The sequence below is a fragment of the Sporosarcina sp. ACRSL genome, assembly GCF_022346605.1.
Lineage (GTDB): Bacteria > Bacillota > Bacilli > Bacillales_A > Planococcaceae > Sporosarcina.
Map to the genome: position 1 here is coordinate 33,768 of NZ_JAKRNT010000013.1, position 23,864 is coordinate 57,631.

24 protein-coding genes are annotated in these 23,864 nt (G+C 45.2%); 4 read left to right on the forward strand and 20 right to left on the reverse strand.

Annotation, left to right across the window (positions count from 1 at the left end):
• Positions 1-13 precede the first annotated feature (13 nt).
• The 5 genes from MHZ92_RS17775 to MHZ92_RS17795 all read right to left on the reverse strand — a co-directional run bounded on the left by MHZ92_RS17775 (position 14) and on the right by MHZ92_RS17795 (position 4,827).
• Positions 14-1,030 carry a hypothetical protein gene (locus tag MHZ92_RS17775; RefSeq protein WP_239433056.1) on the reverse strand — a complete coding sequence of 339 codons (1,017 nt, stop codon included), beginning with the start codon at positions 1,028-1,030 and terminating at the stop codon, positions 14-16.
• Complete coding sequence (locus MHZ92_RS17780; protein WP_239433057.1) at positions 1,027-1,908, reverse strand: permease prefix domain 1-containing protein; 882 nt, start codon at positions 1,906-1,908, stop codon at positions 1,027-1,029. The genes MHZ92_RS17775 and MHZ92_RS17780 overlap by 4 nt, the downstream gene beginning before the upstream one ends.
• A complete protein-coding gene (locus MHZ92_RS17785) occupies positions 1,905-2,228 on the reverse strand; it encodes a PadR family transcriptional regulator (RefSeq protein WP_239433058.1) in 324 nt (107 codons plus the stop codon). Before MHZ92_RS17785 ends, MHZ92_RS17780 begins: the two co-directional genes overlap by 4 nt.
• Before the next feature lie 334 nt (positions 2,229-2,562).
• Entirely contained in the window at positions 2,563-4,281 is a 1,719-nt protein-coding gene (locus tag MHZ92_RS17790; protein ID WP_239433059.1) for a sulfate adenylyltransferase, read from the reverse strand.
• A gap of 180 nt (positions 4,282-4,461) precedes the next feature.
• Positions 4,462-4,827: a hypothetical protein gene (locus MHZ92_RS17795; RefSeq protein ID WP_239433060.1), complete on the reverse strand. Its 366-nt coding sequence runs from the start codon at positions 4,825-4,827 to the stop codon at positions 4,462-4,464.
• Between the two features lie 150 nt (positions 4,828-4,977).
• Here MHZ92_RS17795 and MHZ92_RS17800 point away from each other — a divergent pair, with 150 nt between their 5' ends.
• A complete protein-coding gene (locus MHZ92_RS17800) occupies positions 4,978-6,207 on the forward strand; it encodes a dicarboxylate/amino acid:cation symporter (protein ID WP_239433061.1) in 1,230 nt (409 codons plus the stop codon).
• A gap of 33 nt (positions 6,208-6,240) precedes the next feature.
• Here MHZ92_RS17800 and MHZ92_RS17805 read toward each other — a convergent pair whose 3' ends face one another.
• The 6 genes from MHZ92_RS17805 to MHZ92_RS17830 form a co-directional block, all read right to left on the reverse strand.
• Entirely contained in the window at positions 6,241-7,257 is a 1,017-nt protein-coding gene (locus MHZ92_RS17805) for an LLM class flavin-dependent oxidoreductase (RefSeq protein ID WP_370644778.1), read from the reverse strand.
• A 154-nt stretch (positions 7,258-7,411) separates the two neighbouring features.
• Positions 7,412-8,593, reverse strand: coding sequence for a NupC/NupG family nucleoside CNT transporter (locus tag MHZ92_RS17810; RefSeq protein ID WP_239433063.1), 1,182 nt, complete (start codon positions 8,591-8,593; stop codon positions 7,412-7,414).
• Between the two features lie 357 nt (positions 8,594-8,950).
• Positions 8,951-9,067 (reverse strand): YjcZ family sporulation protein, encoded by a 117-nt coding sequence (locus MHZ92_RS17815; protein WP_239433064.1) that lies wholly within the window; start codon positions 9,065-9,067, stop codon positions 8,951-8,953.
• Between the two features lie 160 nt (positions 9,068-9,227).
• Positions 9,228-10,640 carry a serine hydrolase domain-containing protein gene (locus MHZ92_RS17820; RefSeq protein WP_239433065.1) on the reverse strand — a complete coding sequence of 471 codons (1,413 nt, stop codon included), beginning with the start codon at positions 10,638-10,640 and terminating at the stop codon, positions 9,228-9,230.
• A 399-nt stretch (positions 10,641-11,039) separates the two neighbouring features.
• On the reverse strand, positions 11,040-11,840 hold the full coding sequence (locus MHZ92_RS17825; protein WP_239433066.1) for a serine hydrolase: 801 nt from the start codon (positions 11,838-11,840) through the stop codon (positions 11,040-11,042).
• On the reverse strand, positions 11,841-12,266 hold the full coding sequence (locus tag MHZ92_RS17830; protein WP_239433140.1) for an SRPBCC family protein: 426 nt from the start codon (positions 12,264-12,266) through the stop codon (positions 11,841-11,843).
• A gap of 581 nt (positions 12,267-12,847) precedes the next feature.
• Here MHZ92_RS17830 and MHZ92_RS17835 point away from each other — a divergent pair.
• Positions 12,848-13,747, forward strand: a complete 900-nt coding sequence (locus tag MHZ92_RS17835) for a hypothetical protein (protein ID WP_239433067.1) — start codon at positions 12,848-12,850, stop codon at positions 13,745-13,747.
• 46 nt (positions 13,748-13,793) lie between these two features.
• Here the strand turns inward: MHZ92_RS17835 and MHZ92_RS17840 are convergent, their stop codons facing one another.
• The 3 genes from MHZ92_RS17840 to MHZ92_RS17850 form a co-directional block, all read right to left on the reverse strand.
• Positions 13,794-15,374 (reverse strand): FAD-dependent oxidoreductase, encoded by a 1,581-nt coding sequence (locus tag MHZ92_RS17840; RefSeq protein ID WP_239433068.1) that lies wholly within the window; start codon positions 15,372-15,374, stop codon positions 13,794-13,796.
• Between the two features lie 169 nt (positions 15,375-15,543).
• Entirely contained in the window at positions 15,544-16,026 is a 483-nt protein-coding gene (locus MHZ92_RS17845; protein ID WP_239433069.1) for a peptide ABC transporter substrate-binding protein, read from the reverse strand.
• A 16-nt stretch (positions 16,027-16,042) separates the two neighbouring features.
• Positions 16,043-16,573: a DUF1572 family protein gene (locus MHZ92_RS17850; protein WP_239433070.1), complete on the reverse strand. Its 531-nt coding sequence runs from the start codon at positions 16,571-16,573 to the stop codon at positions 16,043-16,045.
• A 134-nt stretch (positions 16,574-16,707) separates the two neighbouring features.
• On the opposite strand from MHZ92_RS17850, the gene MHZ92_RS17855 reads away from it, so the two are divergent.
• Positions 16,708-17,523: an MBL fold metallo-hydrolase gene (locus MHZ92_RS17855; RefSeq protein WP_239433071.1), complete on the forward strand. Its 816-nt coding sequence runs from the start codon at positions 16,708-16,710 to the stop codon at positions 17,521-17,523.
• A 14-nt stretch (positions 17,524-17,537) separates the two neighbouring features.
• On the opposite strand, the gene MHZ92_RS17860 is transcribed toward MHZ92_RS17855, so the two are convergent.
• The 5 genes from MHZ92_RS17860 to MHZ92_RS17880 all read right to left on the reverse strand — a co-directional run bounded on the left by MHZ92_RS17860 (position 17,538) and on the right by MHZ92_RS17880 (position 22,613).
• Positions 17,538-18,164 (reverse strand): hypothetical protein, encoded by a 627-nt coding sequence (locus MHZ92_RS17860; protein WP_239433072.1) that lies wholly within the window; start codon positions 18,162-18,164, stop codon positions 17,538-17,540.
• Positions 18,165-18,260: 96 nt separating this feature from the next.
• Positions 18,261-18,593, reverse strand: coding sequence for an HIT domain-containing protein (locus MHZ92_RS17865; RefSeq protein WP_239433141.1), 333 nt, complete (start codon positions 18,591-18,593; stop codon positions 18,261-18,263).
• A 238-nt stretch (positions 18,594-18,831) separates the two neighbouring features.
• Complete coding sequence (locus MHZ92_RS17870) at positions 18,832-19,287, reverse strand: DIP1984 family protein (RefSeq protein WP_239433073.1); 456 nt, start codon at positions 19,285-19,287, stop codon at positions 18,832-18,834.
• A gap of 32 nt (positions 19,288-19,319) precedes the next feature.
• Positions 19,320-20,906, reverse strand: coding sequence for a M2 family metallopeptidase (locus MHZ92_RS17875; RefSeq protein ID WP_239433074.1), 1,587 nt, complete (start codon positions 20,904-20,906; stop codon positions 19,320-19,322).
• A gap of 60 nt (positions 20,907-20,966) precedes the next feature.
• Positions 20,967-22,613: an FAD-binding dehydrogenase gene (locus tag MHZ92_RS17880; protein WP_239433075.1), complete on the reverse strand. Its 1,647-nt coding sequence runs from the start codon at positions 22,611-22,613 to the stop codon at positions 20,967-20,969.
• Between the two features lie 135 nt (positions 22,614-22,748).
• Between MHZ92_RS17880 and MHZ92_RS17885 the strand changes: the two genes are divergently transcribed.
• A complete protein-coding gene (locus MHZ92_RS17885; RefSeq protein ID WP_239433076.1) occupies positions 22,749-22,928 on the forward strand; it encodes a hypothetical protein in 180 nt (59 codons plus the stop codon).
• 86 nt (positions 22,929-23,014) lie between these two features.
• Here MHZ92_RS17885 and MHZ92_RS17890 read toward each other — a convergent pair whose 3' ends face one another.
• On the reverse strand, positions 23,015-23,461 hold the full coding sequence (locus MHZ92_RS17890) for an MBL fold metallo-hydrolase (RefSeq protein ID WP_239433077.1): 447 nt from the start codon (positions 23,459-23,461) through the stop codon (positions 23,015-23,017).
• Positions 23,462-23,864 lie beyond the last annotated feature (403 nt).

Consider the following 23,864-nt stretch of genomic DNA (forward strand, 5'->3'; position numbering starts at 1 on the left):
CAAGTTTCCAGCACTAGTGTAGCAACACTTCCTCGATGTCTTTCCCCTCTTCGGACATGCGATACAGTTGATAAACTGGCTCTCGGCCGCCGAAATTACGATCCACTAAAAAGTAAATTCGGTTGTCCGGCCCCCGTCTAGGCTTCGCTGTATGTTCCTTCAAACTCGTCAACTGCTTCGTTTCGTATGTTTTCCAGTTGAAGGTGAATAATTCATACTCAAAAATGCCGTTCGGTCCCGTTCCAGCAACAGCTTGGTAGACGATTTCTTCTCTTTCTGGCAACAGTAAGAAGTCATAAATGTCTTCCTCTCCTACCGGATTGCTAATGACTGATTGTTGGTCCGGCGCATGTAGCGGAATTTCAAAAATGCGCTGCCTAGATGCATATACATCCTCCGCAGTTTGGACATTTGCATCGTCATCCATTTGGACATAAACCGTTTCGTCGGTCGGAGACACTTGCAAAGACCTCATACTATATTTTTTCAGATTGGTATATTTCGTACGTTTTTGATCCCCGAGATGGTAACTATGTACATCAAAATCATGCGGATGCTCACGCGCGATTGGTGAATAATTCGTAAACGTCGCTGCATGCAAATAAAAGAGCATCTCCGAATCTTTCGGGTCAAACGCCAGTTCAGTAATCAACCCCGTATCTTGAAATAGAAGCCGATCCTCAAGCGTATCCAACTGCAATAGATGTACTGCGCTTTCACTTTCAGAACTCATCTCTTTTTTCGTCACGACATATGCAAGCTTTTTCCCGTCTTTCGAGAAGCTGATTTCTAAAATTGTTTTGTCAACAGGCTTTTGGACAACGGGCTTTTCATTCCCGGTAAAATAAATTCCTGGCTGTCCATCCTCAAAAGCGACATATGCAATGGAACCATCCGCCAAGACATCATAAATGGAGGTCAATCCATTTTGCTTTTCATGCTCATCTTTAGCAAACATGAATCCTAGTGCGATGAAAACGATCGTAACGAAGCCAATACCTCCGATCAGGAATTTGAATGATTTATTCATGCCAACCCTCCTAGAGCTCCCAATAGCAAAAATCCGACGGCCCATAATATAACCGCGGTTTGGATAAACAGAATCGTATACGCCCACTTTTTCTTTTGTCTCGAGAGTAAATGCATTTGGCTTGCATACGAGATAATCCAGATGACAAGAGGAATGAAGAGTATAAATACTCTTGGCGACATTCCCACACTAAACAATAGAAACGACCATAAGAAAAACAGTGTAACGAGAACAATGAAAATGCCCGTTGTTATATTGACGAAATGAACTCGTTTCGCATCTTTCACCAACGGTTGGCGTTTCGAGGAATAATCGTAAATCGTCGTCCGGTAAACGAGTACGATTGCTAGGATGAGAATGAGCCCAGCAATGATCGTCAACCCGATGGAAATGGGATGATACACATCGGTCGCCAATAACAAGCCATAAAAGTAGGTCAATATATGAGTCAGGAGCAAGCTGTTCACCCATAACCGGCGATTCAATGATGAAACCGGTCGCACAGTCGTAACAAGTAAAGCAGTGCTAATGAGGACCGCGACAATCAACCAAGGAATATGCGCATCCCCCATGACAAATAACTGACATATGTAAACGACATACGCAAATAGCAGCGATGCAACCGAAAGCGAGAGCATCATTTCCCTCCGATATGGGTACATCGCCTGTTGGAGTTGTTTGCCAATCTCCCGTTCTTCTCCGAAGTTTGTCATGGCGGTTCGCATAGCCTCCTCTTCCGAAAATCCTTGTTTTTGGTAATCTATAAATGAACACTCCAAATGAGAGAGTAATTCCTCATACAAATCTTTCCGTTCCTCTCGATTGCTGTCGGTTTCCCGAACAATCCCTTCGACAAAACGTTCGAATGCGTGTCTCATAACAAACCTTCCGAGCTTTTCCGGACGAGTGCGTTCATCCACTCCCAGTTTTCACGCTTGCTTTCCAAAGCGACGCCGCCTTCATCGGTTAAACGGTAATACTTTCTCCTGCCCGCATCCGTTTCCTGCCAATAAGAGTCGACCCATTGCTTTTTCTCCAGTCGTTTCAATGCAGAATAGAGCGTCCCTTCACTCATTTCATACGTATCATCACTGACTCTTTTCAACACCTTGACGATTTCATACCCATACATATCCCGCTGCGCAATGAGCGTCAGCAGAATTAAATCAATGCTTCCTTTCATCATTTCTTGATCCACATCATTCACCTCTTTACCAACATCGTAACACGAGGTACATCGTGTTGCAATGTAAAAGGGAAAGGTTTCCACATAAAAAAGTCGGTTCCCCAGCGTAAGTGATCATAAAACCGGGCAAATGATCATAAACCGCGGTAAGTGATCATAAAACCGTGCAAGTGACCATAAACCGCGGCAAGTGATCATAAAACCGTGCAGGTGATCATAAACCCTGGTAAGTGATCATAAACCGCGGCAAGTGATAATAAATCACCAACATTGACACAGAAACCTCCATATTTACGTAAAAAAACTTCCCGCTATACAAACGGGAAGCTTACATTAATCATATATGTTATTCATTCGGCTCGTCACTACCGCGGTATCGTTTATACGGCAGGACATTCCACGTACGATAGTCGAAATCAGCTGCGCGGAGCACTTTCGGAATGTCGTCAAGGATTTTCTTCGCCACTTCCAATTCGCGTTGTGCTTCTTCTTTGTCCTGATACATAAATTCATCCGAAGCGGTCTCTGGCGCCTGTTTCACTTTTTCCTCCAAGTCTTGGATGACCATCCGCTGCTGTGTTTGCAATGATTCCCTCGCATCCATTACCCATTCAGGCTGCATGCCACGATTCGTGTCACCCACACTCGTATATTCATCGAAGATTTCCCGATAGATTCGGTCGGCATTCGCACGGACGTCTAAATTGACCATTTCTAGGTCGTCGTTCGTCAATTCCTCCACTGTTAACGGCTTGCTCCGCTTCTTTCCTCCGAGCCTCGTCCGTTCCAAATAGAATGGGAACATGCTCTTGATGACCTTCCCTGCCGGTGAGATAGCGCTTCCAAATTCATCAAGGCCTTTTGGCTGAACGCCTTGGATGGCAATCCGTGCAGACTCCGGACGGACAATTTCTTTTGGTGGCATAATGCCGTGGCGCAGCATTTCACGGATGCCAGTACCGGAAATATTGATCCGGTATTGGTTGTCATGCGGACAAGACTGCTCTGTCGCAGGAGCATCGCAACGTGTGCAGTAGAAGACTTCATGGAACAACCGCACGTCAATACCAAGCTCTTCCGGTTTGAACTGATCAAAAATACTATGGCTCGCATACTTATCGTAATAATCATCGATTCCTGCGTGATCTCGCCCGATCAATGCATGCGTACAGCCGTAGTTTTTCATAATTAATGCATGTAGCACTGTCTCCCGCGGGCCGGCAAATATATACGTCACCCTAAGTGGAGCGAGGATTGACCGTCCTTTCGGATAATACGTATCGAGTACGCTCCGGTATGAGAGCATCCGGAATTCATGACGCGTATATTCGCGTTTTGCCATTTCGACTAACGGTTGCAGGAGCAATCCGTCGATTTCTTCCAGTGCATTTTTATGGATATATTCATGGCCTCGATGCAATGGATTTGCCCCGGTAATAAAACCAGCAGCAGATTTAAATTTCTTTACTTCATAAAACTCATGCCACGTATCTTTCGGTTCCAAACGGAGTTTTTCAAATGGCCCCCAATCGACTCGCCGCAATAACTTGATCGGCCCTCCGAGTGCGACATCCCCCATCCGTCTGTAAATCGCGTCCACACCAGGATGATTCCGATCGGTCGTGCCGAAAAGGTGGGATGCCCGATATTCTTTATCGTACGCAAAAATATCGTCAATCTTCAAAATTGCCACTGGTTCGTTCTGTTCATCCGAAAGCGCTACTTCGTCCCCCACGGATAGCGTTTGGATGACTTCCTTATTGCGGTTGCCGATCGGCGCAAAGCTGAGCGGAACCGGCCAAACCGTACCATTCGCCAAACGACCTTCATTCAGCACGGACTTATAGTCGACTTCATTCATGAATCCTTCATTCGGAGACAAGACGCCTGTCGCAATCATTTCAAGCGTAATGACCGCCTCCAAGTCGACCATGATTGTAGGAAGCGTCCTAGCACGTTGCAGCTCGTCCTCCCTTTCCTGCCCCGTTAACACTTTGTCGACCAGTTTTCCCCCATGCGGTTGTTGAGGGTAGTTGGCAAATCGATTTTCTGTTACATTCAACATCCCTTCTCCTCCTCATTCCCATTATTCTACTAAAAATAGTATTCTCTTCTGAATGTTAACATACTTCAGAACTTGTTGGAAGTGTATTATCAGAATTTATCGTCGAATAAAACAAAAGCGTAGGGCGCAGCCGGAGTGACGAAAAAAAAGACTCTTATCCACTGACAAGAGCCCTTCCTTTTACCTTTTCTTCTTCGTAGTCCTTCCTAAAAAGAAGAAAAGGCCTAAGACCAATAGCAAACCGGCGACTAGCCAATTGTTACGGATCGGTTTAAATTTCACTTGTTCTGGAGTAATTTCATAGACACCAAGAGGCTGAACTAAAAATGCTCCCCCACCGCCGTCAGCGCCGTTGCCATCTCCTCCGCCTCCGAGTGCATAACGCAACTTCGCTACAGGTACCACTTTCGTTAAACCGGCTTCGATCGGGTCACCGAAGACGAGTGAGACGTCCTTACGATTTCCAAACTTCTTAAACACCGTCGTCACAGGAGCCTCCCTAAATTCCTTCCGATTTACATTTTCAGTTTGTTGTACTTGTACCATTGCATATCCCCCTTTCCACCTATTCTTTCGACGTCTTGCAGCGACTTCCCTTTTCAAAAGCATGTATTTTGACGAGACACACAGTCCACACTGTATACATAGCATTCGGAATTCATTCATTACACCCGATTCCGAAAAGGAGACTTCGTGATGAGAAACATATTTAGAGCCTATTTCCGTGCTTCGTTAATCTTAAAAATATCGGTCGCCCTAGTTCTTGGGATTGTAGTAGGTTTTCTATTAGGAGAACAAGCGGCCGTATTAGTACCTCTCGGCGATCTGCTTCTCCGATTGCTCACCTTTCTAATTATCCCTCTTATCCTTTTTACGCTCATCGTCGGCGTGAATCAGACGAATATTGCCAATTTAGGTCGGATGGGCAGTAAAGTGTTCATCTATTACACTTTGACTTCAGCGCTTGCAATCGTTGTCGGGCTCATCGTCGCTAGTATTTTTCGGCCAGGAAGCGGAATGCAACTTACTGGGAATGAAACATTCGACGTCCCGGAGAATCCAGGCATCATGAAAGTCCTGCTCGATATTGTACCGTCCAATATTTTCACTGCCTTTACGGAAATGAATTTGCTCGGCATCATTTTCACTGCACTCGCTTTTGGAATTGCAATTACTGCCATGCGTTCCTCCGAGAAGCATAGCGCATTAGGCGACTCCTTATTGACGATAATTACAGCTTTGAATGAAGCGTCTCTCATCATTTTGAAGGTGATTCTTCAATATGTGCCAATCGGTATTTTCGCAATCATTGCGAATACAGTCGGAAGCCAGGGAATCGATACGCTCCTTTCCTTAGGCGGCATGATTGTTGTCTTTTATTTAGCGTTGCTCGTACACATCGGGTTGTACATCATTTTCCTGCTTCTCGTCGGAGTCAAGCCGGGATCGTTTTTCAAATTTGCACGAACGCCAATGCTCACGGCTTTTGTAACCCAAAGCAGCACGGGCACTTTGCCCCTTACATTGGAAGCTGCGAAAAACATGGGTATTTCGAGAAGTTTATACGGCTTCAGCATACCGCTCGGTGCAACAATCAATATGGACGGAGCCGCAATCCGTATCGCCGTTTCCGCCGTCTTTGCCGCCAATGTCGTAGGCACCCCGCTAACGTTCTCAGACATGGTTATGGTCGTGTTAATCGGAACGCTCGCCTCCATCGGCACAGCAGGTGTTCCAGGCGCAGGCATCGTCATGATTGCAACGGTTTTCGTCCAACTCGGCTTACCGATGGAAGCAGTCGCATTGCTAACCGCCATCGACGCCCTCGTCGGGATGGGAGCAACTATGGTGAATGTTACTGGCGACCTCGTCGGAACGAAAATAATCGATCAGCTAGAGAAACGAAAAAAGCCAAGCGTCGGGTAAACCTTGGCTTATTTTATTCATTTGACTACTGCTTCATTCCATCATGTCAGCAAGAATCTCATAGGAACGGAGACGGTCTTCATGGTTGTAGATTCCAGAACTAATAATGCATTCATCCGCTTTCGTCATTTCCACGAAGGCTTCCAACTTTTGCTTGACCGTTTCAGGGCTGCCGACAATCATTGAAGGCCATTCCAATAACTCTGCAACGGTTGCTTTTTCAAAATCGGACCATACCGAATCCACATCATCGATAGGCGGCTTGAACTGCGTCGTAACTCCTCTTCGAATGTCAAGGAATTGCTGTTGCTGAGACGTGGCAATATTATGTGCCTTTTCGTCGGTATCGGCTGCAATAAGAGTGACACCAAGCATTGTATATGGTTTTTCAAGGTCCTTCGAAGGCTTGAAATTACGATGGTACAGGCTGAGCGCTTGCATCATATAGGTAGGTGCAAAATGGCTGGCGAATGAAAATGGAAGTCCTAGCTCCGCCGCAAGTCGCGCACTGAAATCGCTTGATCCGAGAAGCCAGATTGGAATATCCTGCCCTTCTCCCGGAAACGCACGGACACGGGCCGAAGGATCATATTCGAAATACGCGCGCAGCTCTGCCAGTTGCTGCGGGAATTCGTTGCCGCTGCTATGCAATGTACGCCGTAACGCATAAGCGGTTGCCTGATCGCTTCCCGGAGCCCTCCCAAGCCCGAGATCAATCCTGCCAGGATACAGCGCATCAAGCGTACCGAATTGCTCTGCGATGACGAGCGGAGCATGGTTTGGAAGCATGACACCCCCGGCCCCTAAGCGGATCGTTTCCGTTGCACCCGCCACATGCCCAATAATGACGGATGTTGCAGAACTAGCGACGCCGGGCATATTATGGTGTTCGGCGAACCAAAAACGATTAAATCCCCAATTTTCGGCATGCCGGGCTAAATCGACACTGTTTTTAAACGATTGTGCAGCACTGCTTCCTTCGTTGATCAGCGCAAGGTCAAGGACTGATAGCGGGATGCCGTTAAATTTCTTCGCACGATCATGTATCAAAAGACTCACTCCCCTAAATTTCATTGATATCGCCCATTCGATTACACTTCCATGATACCGTTTTGGAGAACCCACTTCCATTAACCCAACTCAATAGAAAAGCCAGACCCCATTACATCGGAGTCTGGCATTGTAGTCATTCATATGGTTTGTATTACAGCATGATTCCCGTAACTGCTGCTGTCAATAAGCTAACTAGCGTGGCTCCGTAAAGCAACTTAAGACCGAATTTAGCAACGGTATTCCCTTTCTCTTCATTCAAGCCTTTCACCGCACCGGAAATAATTCCGATTGAAGCGAAGTTGGCGAATGACACGAGAAATACGGAAATGATGCCGACTGTTCTGTCAGACAGAGTACCGCTAATTTCACCTAAGTTAATCATTGCGACGAACTCATTCGTCAATAACTTCGTAGACATGATTGCACCAGCTTGTACCATTTCCGATGCTGGTACACCGACTAAGAAAGCGAATGGTGCAAAGACATATCCGAGTGCTGTCTGGAAGCTAACCCCAACTGCCCCTTCGAATATACTGTTCACCATGCCGATCAAAGCAACGAAACCGATCAGCATCGCGCCGACAACGACCGCCACTTTAAATCCATCCATAATATATTCGCCTAACATTTCAAAGAAGGACTGCTTTCTTTCATTCGTGTCTTCAATAATATCCTCTTCGGGCGACACTTCATAAGGGTTAATCAGATTTGCAATAATGAATCCACCGAATAAATTCAAAACAAGTGCCGTTATGACGTATTTTGGTTCGATCATCGTCATATAAGCCCCTAAAATCGAAGCGGATACCGTCGACATTGCAGACGTACACATCGTATACAACCGATGTTGCGGAATGTGCGGAAGCTGTTTTTTGAAGGAGATGAACACTTCGGATTGTCCAAAAATTGCGGAAGCAACTCCGTTGAAGGATTCCAATTTCCCGAGGCCATTCACTTTACTTAACAACGACCCGATGAATCGAACAATGATCGGGAGGATTTTAAAGTATTGAAAAATCCCGATTAACGCTGAAATAAATACAATCGGCAATAAGACATTTAGGAAAAATGTACTTGCGCCTTCGTTAACCATTCCGCCAAACACGAAGTTAATTCCCTCAGCGGCATATGCTAAAAGCTTATCGAATACGTACGTCACGCCTTTAATGACAAATAGCCCGGCTTCCGTATTTAATAAGACGAATGCAAAAATGAGCTGCAAGACGATCATCGTCAATATTGGTCTAATTTTAATCTTCTTTTTACCGTTGCTTACGATGTACGCAAGGAAAAGAATAACAAGTAACGCCGCAATGAATATCAAGAATTTCAAAGCGGTTTTCCCCCTCTCTGGATGCATAAACTAGTGCGCGGAGCAAATAAATACCATTTTCTTATATCTTCCCGAAAATTATTTTCGTAATCACTTTAGTTATTCGACAATTCGGTTGTTTATATACGAAACAAAAAAATCTTGATATTCTCCCACATTGTCAAATAAGTACGAAAATGTCATGGTTTTTTTCCCGACTTGACCATAATAACATAAAATCCATCGAAGGCAATTGACAAAATTAGTACATAAAAAAAAGAGAGGCCACGACTACATCGGCCTCCACTTTTCTTACTTTTTGGAATAAAATCGCACTTCATATGTGTTCCCGTTTTATTTATTTACAAACAATTCATTCTAATAGTAGAATCCTCCATCTACATATGCAACGCCGACAATTATTAAAAGAATGAACAACACGACGATCAGCGTAAAACCTCCACCATATCCAACACCGACGACTTTATCCGACATTCTTCCACACCTCCAAAATACTTTGATGATGTTATACTATGTAATCGAAACGCCTCTGCCCATGACATTGCCCTAGTTGAATGTTACGCTTCCCTCGTGGCTCTATTTATTTTTAAAATGAACGAGAGTGGGTAAACTCCCCACTCTCTGACGTGTTTCGTTATGCGAGCGTTGAATTGGCCACTTTCATAATATGTCTTCCGCCGTAAACAATCCGCTCAATGTCCCTGTTTTTATTTTCAATGAACTGCAAGATGCCTTCATTTTCCTCTGTAAATACATTGTTTCCGATATAAGTCAGCTTTCTCACAACTTCATTCGATTCAACGCATAACGCGTTCCCTTGACGCGTAACTTTTACGTGCATTCCTTCGACGGACGTATAAATCCCTTCAAATTTCAGCAATTCCTCTTCCGCAATTTCTTTCTTTTCGAAAGTCACATAAGAAGCATGAAAGTCCCTTCCCTCAATCACATTCATGGCACTCATCAACAAATCGCCTGCTGGCACATCCGATACATTCGTCAAAATGACGCCCGCTTTTTTCTTCTCGATAATGGCGCACATATAGGAAGAAACCCCTTTTAATCCGCCCCCATGACTGATCAACGTCGATCCAAAATAATCTGGAACGATCCTTAGCCCGTAGCCATAGCATCTGCCAGGCTCATACTCAATATGAGGGTGAATCATTTGCGCGACACTTTCTTTCGATAATATCTGGACGCCATCGACGACGCCTTCATTCCAATACAGTTCCAAGTATCGGAGAATGTCATTTGCCGTTGATTTCAAATAGCCGACCGCGCGCATCGACGGCGCATCCCACCAAAGAGGTGCTTCGTATACATGCGAACCGTCTTTCGCTTTCATGTAAAGAGTCGTCACGTCTTCTTTTTCTTCCAACAGCCGCATATCGAAAAAGCTGTTGGTCATGCCTGCTGGCTTTACTATGTTTTCCTCAATGAACTCCTCATAAGGCTGTCCGGAAACCCTGCTAATAATGACACCGAGCAGTCCATACGAGTCATTCGAATAACTGTAAAAGCGCCCCGGTTCGCCGAGCCATTCAAAATCATCGGTCGCCATGAAGGCAAGCATTTCGTCATACGTCTCGATATGCGGCCCTGGATTATTCAACAAATCCAATCCATAATCTTTCGCAGAAGGATCTTGCTCAATGCTATTTTTGCGCGCATAGACATGCGTCGCAAGCGGCGGATAACCCGCCGTATGGGTCATGAGATGATGGAGTGTAATCTGCTCCACTTGCCCGCCCGACGCCTTCAACTCCGGTAAATAGTCGACAATTTTATCATGCACCGACAACTTCCCGGCCTCTTGCAACTTCATGATGCCAGCACTCGTGAACGACTTCGTCATCGATGCGATCCCAAAAACCGTATCCCCCGTTACCGGCAGCTGCTTCTCCACATTCCGATACCCGAATCCCTTTTCATACACGCTCTGCCCGTCCTCAGCAATGCCGATCATCGCCCCCGGAATCAAATGCTTCCCAACATACTCTTGCGCATATGCCTCAAACGGCTTTAATGCTATTGTCTCTCCCATGTAAATCCCCCAGTTCGTATGTTTATTACTAAAGTTATTCGCCGAAATCGCTAATTTCCCTCTTTTCTAGTCGTGCGTCTACAAGAAACGCATAAATCTTTAATTTCACGCATAAAACGTTTTAAAAGTCCATAAACCGCGATATTGACGCATAACTCCGCGAATACGCGAATAAATTGCCGTACATACGCATAAACTCGCATAATTACGCATAAGCCTTATCTTTTAAGGATATACTGCTGTGCAACTGTCCTTGATAATGGCTTGAAGTATGTTATCACCGCTTTGGCGGGCGTTATCACCGACTTGACGCAGTTTATCACCGACCCTCGAGGGTTTATCACCGATTCGAACGAATCTCGATGATTAGAACTGAAAAAACCAGATGAGGAAGCATCCTCACCTGGCATACGAATACACATCGCTGCCTATTTGCGCAATCATATCACGCGCCTCATCTTCCCGACATCCTTTGGACAGCACGGTAACGGCCATGCAAAGGCCACGCACATAAAGTAGCCCACACTCATGCATAATTCCTTCGACATAGCCCGTTTTCCCGGCAATCTCCCAATCTGGAATGGCACCAACAATTGGATTATTAGTAGCAGGCAAATTGTCCTTCAAGCCATTTGAAAGCTGCTGTTGCTTCATAATGCGGACCATCTGTTCAGAAGCATGCCGCGACACACACTCCCCGCGAGCCATAAGTGTCAATAAAGAAGTTATGTCAGATGCTGTAATTTCATTGCTATGGATCCGATTTGCTTGGACAATCATTAATTTATGATGAAGTTTACTTTGCTCCATCCCGAGTTCGTTCATGAAAGCCTGAATCTTTTCCATCCCGATTAACTCAATCAACATATTTGTTGCGGTATTATCACTTTGGATAATCATCAATGTCACTAAATCATAAATCGGCAATTCGATGCCTGGTGACATGAACTGCAATACACCACTGCCACCGACTATATCTTCCCTTCGCAACGGCAGACGGTCTCCTAAGCAGATGTCTCCTTCTTCCGCCGTTGCAAATACCGCCGCCATGATGGGGACTTTGATGATGCTTGCTGCGTAAAAGGCTTCATTTCCATTCAACGAAAACGAGGAGTCGTCACGTAGATCTTTCACTGCTACCGACCATGTCCCCTTCGCGTTCTTTAAACAGGCTTCGATACTCTCTTGCAATCTATTCATTTAATGAACCAAGGATGCTCGCAATGTCGTAATGCCATTTTCCAAGTACCCTTTCATGCAAGTGAGCATATACACCCAACCTTCTTTTTGCCCCAACATTTTAGCAACGATATCAGGGTCATCAGCTTTCAATCCGGATTCGGTCACTACAATAATAGTAGCGCCTTCCGTCTCCTCAAATGTCAATGTGACTGTCGTCTCTCCCCATTCGAAGACAATTTCTTTGTTTTCCTCAACCTTCAAGACATGGATATCCCCTTCGGCTCCATATTCCTCGTACCGCCAAGTGATCGTCTTGCCTTGTTCTACTCTGCTCGTACCTGAAGAAAACCAGTACCCGCCCATTTTCTCAGGATCCGCAATCGCCTCAAACACGTCACTTGCCGGTTTATTAATTTTCATTTTTGTTGTAATGTCAGTATTCATTTTAGATAACTTCCTTTCCGTAATTTTGGATGTAATTTCCTTAACCATTGGTTCGACATAAGACACTACGTAAACGATATGATCAAGGCATGCTAAGCCATATAGGGTAGGCTTTTTGTCCGGGTAATCAAAGACCGACAAATTAGGCGACAAGAAATCTTTCTTCAAATACGCCATAAATGACGATTCCGTATAAATACGAAACGCGTCTCCCCTAAACGAATCCCGGTCATTCCAGCGTGTATGATCATCTACCGCCACTAAAAAGGTGACATAATAAGGAAAATCGATTTGGTAAGTCGTCACGGCCACATCAGGGTGTGGGTGCACCCGCAGATGCCAACCACTCTTCGCTTTATTCACAATGAATCGCAAGTTGAGCCCTTCATTTCTTGGGACACCCACCTGTTCAAATGAAATCAAATAGCCAGTCTCATTCACCAAGTCCTCAAACGTCAAACCTCCACCCCCAATTGTTACCACCTGTATGTATTCGTTCCCCAACGAAGAAAACCCTTCAATAAATCGATAACTTGCATTATAGTAAACTATAAGAAAATTATAGACGAAGGTGCTTACAAATGGAAATGACAATACGCCCTACTCAAGAACAGTTGCATCACTGGATCGACAAATATGTACCGGAAAAAGATTTATTTTTCATGAAAGAAAGCGATATGGCCGCCTATGAAAATGAGTTATCGGGAACGTTGGTGTTTCCCAAAAACGAGTTTTTCAAGCATTCATCCTACAACAGCATTCAGATGGTAAATAGCTATATGTATTGGAACCTCTCGAAAAATATAGACTATGTCATCGTCGCGCATCCTAATTGGGTCGATTCAATGCCGCGGAACAAAAAAGAAGCGCTTTTCAAATTGCAAGTTGTAATGGGAAGAGGGTTGGCTGGCCCGCTGTCCTACTTGACCGACGATAATTTATTCCCTGAGGAATATATCATTGAAGTGGACGGTGAGCGGTTTGGCATTCTTCAAAGGATGATGTGGCTTGCGCTGCCGTATACACTTAAAGAGGAGATCATTTGCAGAACAGCTCAGCTTTACGATGAATGGACGTCAACCCCAGCGCCTGCCGAATTGCCTTCCCACTTGGAAAAGTACGCGAATTCGTTCTCGACGAATCCCGGAGCAAATTGTCTCGCAGCCACATTGTATGCCATCAGTTTCCATCCCGAGGAGGAAGAGTGGATCATCCACGAGTGGGTGCACGGCGAAACCTTTGCACGGAAGCTAACACAAGCTGGCTATTTCAATGTCGACGATTCTATAAAAGGCGGAGATGTCGTCGTATGGGTGAACGAGGAAGCAATCATTCAACACGCCGCCTATTGCATCGATGGACAGTTATTTTTCAATAAAAACGGCCAGACGTTTTTCAATCCTTGGAAGATTGTTCATTGGCAAGAGCTCGAGGAGGAGTGGAAGAAGTTCACACCTTGCGTCTATCGAAGAGATACCTAATAGAAACAACCCATCCGGCTCTAGGCCAAGATGGGTTGTTGTTCATTCAATATCCGGAGTCCTCAGACGTCAAATTGTCAATCAATCGATAATCATATCGTTGCAGCGGTTTTTCCGCGGGACCTTCAACCACTTCGCCTGTCGGTTTAAACCTGGATCCGTGGCATGGGCAGTCCCACGTCCTGTCGCCGCTATTCCATGAAACTTCGCATCCCATATGGGTACACGTCGTATCGACGATATGAATCTTGCCTTCATCATCTCGATATGCGCCTTTGCGGTGCCCGTCGAGCGTCACGACCTTACCTTCCCCTTTGGCAAGATCATCCGGGCTTGTATCCGGTGATTCAAGCTTCCCTTTGATTAATTGTCCGACAACGTTTGCGTTTTGGACGAGGAAATTTTTCAAGCTTGGATGCGCATAGAATCTTGATGGTGTGTACAATTTTTCAAACTTGTTTTCTTTCCCGATGACCATATCTCGCATTAGCAATGCAGCGGCAGTGCCATTGGACATTCCCCATTTCCGGAATCCTGTTGCGATGAGGATATTTAGATTCCCTGCCGTTATTTCACCGATATAAGGCAGTTTGTCCAATGTGACCAAGTCTTGCGCCGACCATCTGTGTACAACTTTTTCTAGACCCAAAACTTCTTCGCCGAATTGTTCAAGCGTTTTATAATGCTCCATCGTCTCCACTTTGCTTTGACCGGTTTTATGGTTCTGCCCAATGATGAGAACCAATTCCTCGCCATTGTTGTCCTTAACGGAACGTAACGAACGGGTCGGTTCATCTGCACTGAGGTACATGCCAGAAGGAAATTCTTTTTTCGCTTTCACAGCAAGCGCATATGAACGGTCTGCATACATCCTTGTCGAATATAGACCCGTTCCCTCATAAAACGGAAAATGCGTACAAATCAACACATGCTTCGCCGTGATCCGCTTCTCCTCACGCGTCAGCACAACAGGTCGGTCGCCCGTTTCTATATTGACAGCGACGGTACCCTCAAAGATCCGCCCACCCTTTTGTGTGAATAAATCAATCAAGTGAACTAAATATTTGGTCACGTGGAACTGGGCTTGGTTCCTCATAACGAGGACATTTTGTACATTGTCAATGTCAAAAGGAATGCCGTCGACTAATCCACCATCAATATGAAGCTTTTCATAGGCTTGCGCTTCCTTCTCAATTTTGCGGGCATATTTTTCGGAAACAGAGTAAATATACGCATCTTCGTTCGTCAGGTCACAGTCAATGTGATGCTCCTCCACTGTTTTTCTAACGAAATCCAAAGCCTCAATATTTGCTTCATAATACATTCTCGCCGTATTTCTTCCCATATTTCGAATGAACTCATCGTAAATCAAATCATGCTGCGCTGTAATTTTCGCCGTTGTATGTCCCGTCGTCCCGTTCAACACTTTATCCGCTTCAATAACCGCTACCTTTAACCCTTCATTCACCAATAAATACGCAGATGTAATCCCGGTAATGCCAGCACCAACGACGATTACATCCACTTCAAGGTTTTCCTGCAAACTTGGAAAGGACGGAAAATCAACATTTGTCCTCCAAAACGGTTCCGGATTCTCCGGCAGTTTTCCATTGCTTTGACTGGTCATGATCTTATCCTCCTGTACTATGTACTAATGGTAGGATTCCCAATGGTTTGTGACCTAAACATTATGGATGTTTTTTAAACGCTAGAAGGAGTGACCTCTTCGCAATAAAGGAGCCAATAGAAAAACGCCTATGAAACAGCGGCAGTCCACCATCTCACAGGCATTGTTACTAGCTGATCCATATCATTTTTGATTTCGTGACTCTCCATTCGTCACCCTTTTTCCTTAGCAGCACTTCCATTCCAATTGCACCCTTAGCGGAGCGGTATTTGGAACCGGTGAAAACAACTTTAGATGTAGAGATGTCAACCTTCTCCATTCTTAACAGAACGCCGTCCAACCTCATAATTTCTTCATCAAAATACCCTTGCTCCCGAAGCTCCTCGAAAGTCGCATCCATTACATCCACATCATATTTTCTGGAAAAGTAGTCTAGAATCCCCTGTTTATCTATATCATTCAAATCCTCAAAATTACTCAAATCGACTGCAATGAATGTCATGCTGTCATTTAGCGCCGTGTCTTCTTCCATTAACGAGTCAAGAGCCAAGCTATAAATACCAACGAGTGGCATCTCTTCGTTAGCAGTCCGCCCGGTATTACAAGCACCTAGTAGTAAAACCATAAAAATGAGAATCAATAGTGCTCTCATGAAGTTTCGCCTCTTTTCATTGCCCCTTCAGCTTCTGTGCCAAATACGCGTCAGAGCCTCCCTTTGGAATGCTGAGATTTTCCCACTGCTCTCCTTTAATCTGTTTCCCGATGAACATGATTTGTCCGATATGGGCAGCGTAATGCGCCATTTGCCTTTCAATCGCGTCGATGACGGAATGGGCTTCCCCGCGAATATAGATAGTCTTTTCCAAATCCGATTCGCTCAAGTTATCGAGGGTATCCAAAAATATGCGCCAGCCGCGTTCCCAACAATCCATCAACTGTTCCTTGGACATCCGTTTCGATTCAAATTCTTCATCCCGATTCCGGTCCGGCTTTTCACCGTCTGTCGTCATAAAATCAGTCCACCTTGAAATCATATTTCCGCTTACATGTTGAATAAGGATAGCAATGCTGTTCGAAGCGTTGTTCATCGTCCAATAAAAGTCTTCCTCATTCAATTGGGCAAATGTCCTTTCGCCTTGCCCTTTCATTATGGCGAACCGTTCCCGTACAACACGTAAATACTCTTTTCCAATCGACATAACCCATGCCCCCTTTTGATACTGTATTCGATTCAAGCTAGAAAATATCCTTAATTAAGCTAAATGTGAATGAATAATCATTCATATTATGATAGTCTACTAGTAAGTAAACGTAACGATAAGGAGGGAAGCTCTTGTTCCTGAAAACAAAGTCAACCCAAGATGAAGTTAGCAACGTTCGATTTGTAAATGGAGTTGTTCAATTGAACAGCGTCAAATTAAATGTATATTGTTTTGAAACGGATGGGGTGTTAATTGACACCGGGTCACAATCAGTAGCAGAGGAATTTAAACCATTTTTTGCCCAGGCAGATATTGACCAAGTCGTCATCACCCACGCCCATGAAGATCATACGGGCGGCGCACAGTTCTTGCAAACAGAATATGGGCTTCCTATTTTCATGAATGAAATGGCGATTGAAGAATGTGCCCAAAAAGCATACTATCCCCTATACCGGAAATATTTTTGGGGAGCGCGTCGCCCTTTTGAGGCTCGTCCAATCGGAGAAACATTCAAATCGAGAAACGCAGATTGGACTGTCATTCCGACGCCAGGACATGCAAAGGATCATCTCGCTTTTCTGAATAACGAAACGGGACAACTGTTTTCCGGAGACTTATATGTGCACCCAAAAACGAAAGTCATTTTACGGGATGAGAGCATTCCTACCATTATCAGTTCTATTGAAAAGACATTGTCGTATGATTTCGGGGAATTATTTTGCTGCCATGCGGGGTATGTGAAGGACGGACGCGTGGCACTTCAGAAGAAACTTTTATATTTACAGGAACTCCGGGGGAATACACTTGCTTTGCATAAAAAAGGGTACGGAGTGCGTGAAATCCATTCGCAACTTTTCCCGAAGAAGTACCCTATCACCTATTTTTCATTTGGGGAATGGAATTCAATCCATATTAACCGATCGATTGTGAATGAAGGAAATGAGTAAAGAGGGGTGGGCATCTAGTTGCACTGTCCGCACCCATATTTGTCCTCGAACGCATCGATCCAGCCCATATCAATCGGCCCATTAAGAACTTTATAATAAACGGGATCGTTAAAGGACATGATTCGATTCTCATAAATGGAGGCGCCTGTCGTCTTCCCCTTTAAGTAAATCATGACTTGAAATCCTTTTTCCCCTGAGACATTGCTATCCCACTCGGAGTCCTTCATCTTTTTCACCCGATACTGGCTTAGAAATTCTATCAATTCTTCAACAGGTTCCGTCTCTTCCGTTCGCCATTTGGAGAAACGGAAATCCATTGCCTCAAAATTTGAAGCGTTGTAAGTGAGTAAGTCGTCCAAACCTTTTTCCCTATGATCGTCATAGATAGTCCACGAAAAAAACAGCACGACACCGATGATTCCGATCATGTGATACTTCAACGGTATTCTTAGCACAAGCAATCTTGCGGTCAACAACGCTGCAGGGATGACAATCAAAATGATCCCGAAGATTGCAAGCGCGTAAGGTATAGTGCTTATGTAAATCCACCGATCCCATAGATAAGCAAAAATTTTAAAATATAACAAGAAAAATAGAATTCCCCAGAAGTAAAACGCAAACTTCCCCTTCGTTGTATCCACTTTAATTCACATCCCTTAGGTCTTCGAAAGATTGATCTGCCTTTTCCAACTAGCTCAATAGTAAAACTCAATCATGCGGGGGATACCCGAATTGGTTCACCTCAAAGGCTTTCCTGAAACAATATGCCAATGAAGATGCTTTGACTCTTGATAATTTCCTAAGTTTGTAATAACTCGACAAGCTCCGTTTTCCTCTGTCACCATAGCTGCCACTTTCTTAATTACGCCCATCAAATCGAGCATTAATCCATCATCACTTTCTTCCAACGTTATCAACGAAGAGATATGTTTTTTCGGTATGGCAACAATATGTACGGGATAGAAAGGTCTCGTATGATAATAGGCTAATACGTTTTCTGTCTCTAGCACTTTGTTCACTGGAGTTTTGCCGCTTAACACTTCATCACAATAAAAGTCTTCCGTCAAAATATCCCACTCCCTTCCATTTCAAAAAAGCCCCCAACCCCACCCTCACTGCGTTCGCAAATTAGCACATGGTCGTTACAATTACATTCTACTTGTACACATGTCACGGTACTGGGCTTCAGTTGTTCATGACGGCTTCGACACCGATTGGTATAGCCCCATCTACCTACCATTAAGTTCCAACTTACCCCGTTGGCGGGGGTTTGTACTCACCTTTGCGATGCAGCTACCGACTTGCTTTTCAGATCAGATCAATGTTCCAATTCAAGCCTTGAATCTTCGTGTCGAGCTCCCTGAACTCTTTCGATAATTGGTCGACCTGCTTCTGAATGGCAGCGACATCCACGGTGCTGACGAATTTGATCTCGGAGCGGCTATATCGGTCGTTCCGGATAGATCCTTCCTCTGCAATTTTTGCGAGCGTCAACCGCTTGTCCCACTTCTGGTCACGTTCGACCAAAGCATCCGCAAGCGTCCGTGTTTCATCGAATTGGACGGAACAATTCGTTTTATTGATCCGCTGAATCAAGGTCGTCAATTCTTTCATAATGCCGTCGAGTTCCGCCAACATCGTATTCGGATCCTCTGCAGGCTTTTCACCCTCTTGGATCTTCAAGTTAAGGCTAATCCGCCTTTTCAGCTGCTCGACTCGCTTTTGATAATCCGCCCTTGCAATCAATGCCTCTGCTAGCTTCATTCCAAACCCCTCCCATTGTCAAAACGGCGATTTTACACGAGTGCTTTCATAACGAATTGATCAATAAAATATTGTGGATTCAGCTTTTCGCCTGTCGCTTTTTCAATCTTTTCATTCCACTGATAAAGTGCACCTGGCTTGAAATACTCGTCTATTAAATACGTGCCCACTTCAGGCGTGAACATGTCCTTTGAGATGTTGTTCTCAATGTAGGAGTGCAATTGAGACGTCGTCAACTCGCCCAATAAATAGTTTTGATAATAAACCGGGACGAGCGTGAAATGGATTTTCGCTGCCCAATGCGGGTAGTCAACGTTTTCTGGCGGATTCACAAATTGGACGTCCTTCACAATTTTCCACCAAAGCTTATTCAAATCCTGATCCGGATTTTCGTACAGCTCGCGCTCAAAGAACGTGAAAGCCATGATCCATCGACCTGCGATGAGCATTTGTCGGCGCAATGATTTCTCGATGAGCGGTGTCAATTCCTCCACTTCGGCTTTATCCAACCCTAAATACTTCTCGAGCCAAGCGGGATCTTTCCCGAAACGGCCGTAAAGCATCGCGATCGCTTCCGTCGTCAATGTATGCGCGCATGTTCTGAGTAGGAACGGAAGTGTACGGTCGACATATTTGAAATAAACCGCATGGCCAAACTCATGCAATGTCGTGACGGACCAATAATCGGAAGGCACATTATTGCAGAGCACGCGGACGTCACCTTCCCGGTCGAGATCCGTGCAAAACGCATGCTGATTTTTCTTATCGCGCGGATATAGATCGCTTTTTACCAGCATATCTGTAATGTCCATGCCCATGCTGTCGAACGTTGCAATTGCCAATTGCTCAAGATCCTTCCCTTCATAGTAAGGATCCAAGTCCAGTTCCTTGGAAGGCGGTGCCTCCTGGAAAAACGGATCTGCGTAATGCCATGGTCGGAGCTCATCGGTTGAAATACCGAAGCGCTCTGCCAATTCGCTATCCAGCTCGTGTTTCATTTCACGGAACGGCTCATCGGAAAGCTCCTTCAACTTATGGAAGATGGAAAAGACTTCATCCCGGTCGAGTTCCTGGTGCTCGAAGCTCATTTGGTGATAGTTTTCAAAGCCCAATGACCGCGCGACTTCGTTCCGTTTTTTGACGAGGATCAAAAGCTTTTCCTCGACTTCCTTTCCGATCTGCTTGCTCGCGTGCCACGCCTCTTCACGTTCAGCCAAATTATTGCTTTTAATCAAAATGTCCCGGACATCATTTTCGGACACTTGCTTTCCGTCAATCGTCGCTCGGAACGTATTGAAGACGCCAATCAATTCCGTCGAGAGCTCGACCATTTCCTTTAGATCCTCTTCAGGAATTTGACTACCCGCCATGCCGGTATGGAGACTTTCAAGTTGGCGTCGTTGCATTGCCGTTAAATCATCTTGAGCGAGATACTTTTTCACTTGCTCGAAACGTTCCGGATTAGAAAGATACATATTAAATGCCGTCTTCGCCTCTGCGGTCTTCTTATTCCATTCGTCTTCTCCTGTCGTCGCCGCCATCCAAGAACTGTTCGCGCTCGTTACATGCAAATCCCGGATCGTTTTATTTTGCTCCTCCAAAAACTGTTCAACTGTCATGGTCTCTACCCCTTTTTTCTGTCATACTCTTTTATTCGGTACAATGCAGCAAATCTCCTTTTATTCCGACAGAGTTCGCCCGACGATCCTACCGCCGAAAAGGCAACCTCCTAAAAAGGTACCTTCCAATGCGCGATATCCATGTACACCGCCGCCACCGAAACCAGCAACTTCCCCTGCCGCATACAATCCAGGTACAGGATTTCCCGCTTCATTCAACACACGGCCGGACAAGTCCGTCTGAAGCCCGCCTAACGTTTTTCGGGTCAAAATATTGAGCTTTACCGCTATTAATGGACCGTTTTTCGGATCTAAGATTTTATGCGGTTTTGCAACCCGAATAAGCTTGTCGCCAATATAATTCCTTGCCCCTCGGAGCGCGGTAATTTGTAAATCCTTCGTGAACGTATTCTCCATCTCCCGGTCCCTTGCAAGCAGCTGTCGCTCGATTTTTTCAGCATCGATTAATTCATTTCCCGCGACTCGGTTCATTCCCTCCGCTAATTCCGCTAACGTATCCGCCACAATGAAATCTTCACCTTTATCCAAGAACGCTTTCACAGGAGCAGGCGGACCAGGAAGGACTCTTGATAGCACCTTCTTAATGCTTTTCCCTGTCAAATCAGGATTCTGTTCAGATCCTGATAATGCGAACTCTTTTTCAATGATCTTTTCGGTGAGAATAAACCACGAATAGTCATAGCCCGTTTCCTTGATCGCCTGTAACGTACCTAATGTGTCGAACCCAGGAAAATTCGGTGCCGGGAAACGGTTCCCTTCTGCATCCAACCAGATGGATGAAGGGCCAGGCAAAATACGGATACCATGGGAGGGCCAAATCGGGCTCCAATTCCGTATGCCTTCCGTGTAATGCCACATCCGATCTTTATTGACAATCCGGCCTCCTGCGTTTTCTGTTATTGCGAGCATCCGTCCGTCAACGTGCGCTGGCACTCCTGAAATCATCTGTTTCGGGGGTTCCCCTAAACGAGTGGGCCAGTTTTCCCGGACAAGATCAAAATTTGCTCCAATCCCACCGCTCGTCACGACAACTGCAGAAGCCTCATATGTAAATTCTCCGATGACGGTCCTTGAGCTTGTTTCCCCTCTTTCGACGTTACTCGGTTCCAATTCAGATCCTTTAACGCCGACAACCGCTCCATTTTCAACGAGCAATTCATCCACCCGATGCCGTGGCTTGTAATCGACAAGCCCTTTGCTCATCCCTTCACGGACCATCTTCTCGAACGGTTGCACGAGCCCAGGACCCGTCCCCCATGTTATATGGAATCGCGGTACTGAATTTCCATGCCCCTCGGCTAAATAGCCCCCTCTCTCCGCCCAGCCGACAACAGGGAAAAATCGGACGCCAAGTGAATTGAGCCACTCCCTCTTTTCGGTTGCAGCAAACTCCACATATGCTTCCGCCCATTTCAACGCCCAATAATCTTCATCATCCAACCTGTCGAACCCAGCACTCCCAAGCCAATCCTGCCAAGCCAACTCCTTCGAATCTTTAATGCCCAGTCGCCGCTGCTCCGGCGAATCAACTAAAAACAATCCCCCGAACGACCACCATGCCTGTCCGCCCATAGACGATTCCGGCTCCTGATCCAATAACAGCACCTTTTTCCCTTTTTTGATAATCTCTGAAGTCGCCACCAAACCGGCGAGTCCAGCTCCCACTACAATGACGTCGTAATTCATATCGCTTCCCCCAATGTCAATAAATCCCACAATCCATGTTTCGTCAGATGTAATTCAAATCCCTTCTTTTCATTACGGTGAGTCGCGTATACTTCTTCCGGTGCAGTGCATAGTACGTGTAGGAGGTGAGGATCTGTGAATAAAAACAATAAGAAAACGATGAATGAAAGAACGCATAATAGTTTTGATGTTTACAAAGAAGGCCAGAACACGAACAGCAACACGAATAACCCGGGCGAAAACCGGACTGAGGAGTTTGCGCAGGAGTTTCAGGGGAATGCTCGAAATGAACGGGACGATGATAAAGAACGGTAAAAAACAGGCGAGAAAAAGCTAAATAAAAGGGAGTTCAATTCACCTATGAATTGAACTCCCTTCAATCTTCTCCGGCACCCAGAATGTCACAGAACAAACTCCATACCTTCCTCCGCAATATGAAAGCCCTTCATTTCAAGCTCATTCCGAACCGTTCCCTCCCTATCAATCACGGGATTCGAGTGATTAAGATGAATGAAATAAATCTCGGTTTGTTCCACCAGATCTTGTAATCGATCCATTGTTTCTGTCATGAGTGGATGAGGAATCTCCCGATAATCCCGGCCAATGTTTTTTAGATCTTCAGCGGAATGAAATGTGCCGTCAAGTAAGCAAATATCCGCTTCCTTACATGCTTCATAAATGTCCTTGTCCCACTGCTCCCATCGATCAATATCCGGAATGTATAAAACTTTCTTCTTCGTCCCTGTAATCCAAAAAGCGAACGTCTCAGAAAATTCATTTCTGTGAGGGACCTCAACAGGTGTAACGGTGACATTCTGTGAAACAGCAATCCTTTCGCCATCACGCATTTTTGAAGCTCAATATTGTGAAGCTTTGTTAATTGGCTCCAGGGCGCTTGTTCTTCCAACAGCTTCTTCATTTTCGTTCCTGCCATGACCGGCACCTTGTTTGCACCGATCGCTTCTCTTCCTAAAAATAATATTCCGGGATAATGGCCTAAATGAGCATGTGTCAAAAAGATGCTCGACATGAGTTGCCCCTGCAGATCGTACTTCATCTGCACCCTTACCATCTGCTCTTTAAAATCCGGGGTTGCATCTATTAAATGCCAAGCCTTCTCTTCAGGCAAAACAATTGCTAAAGACGCTGCAGAGCGCCGAAATGCAGGATTTCTAATGGCCTCCGTACAGTTTTCGCAATAGCAATTTGGATGTGGCAGACCGGCGTCTTGAGCCGTTCCTACTACATGTA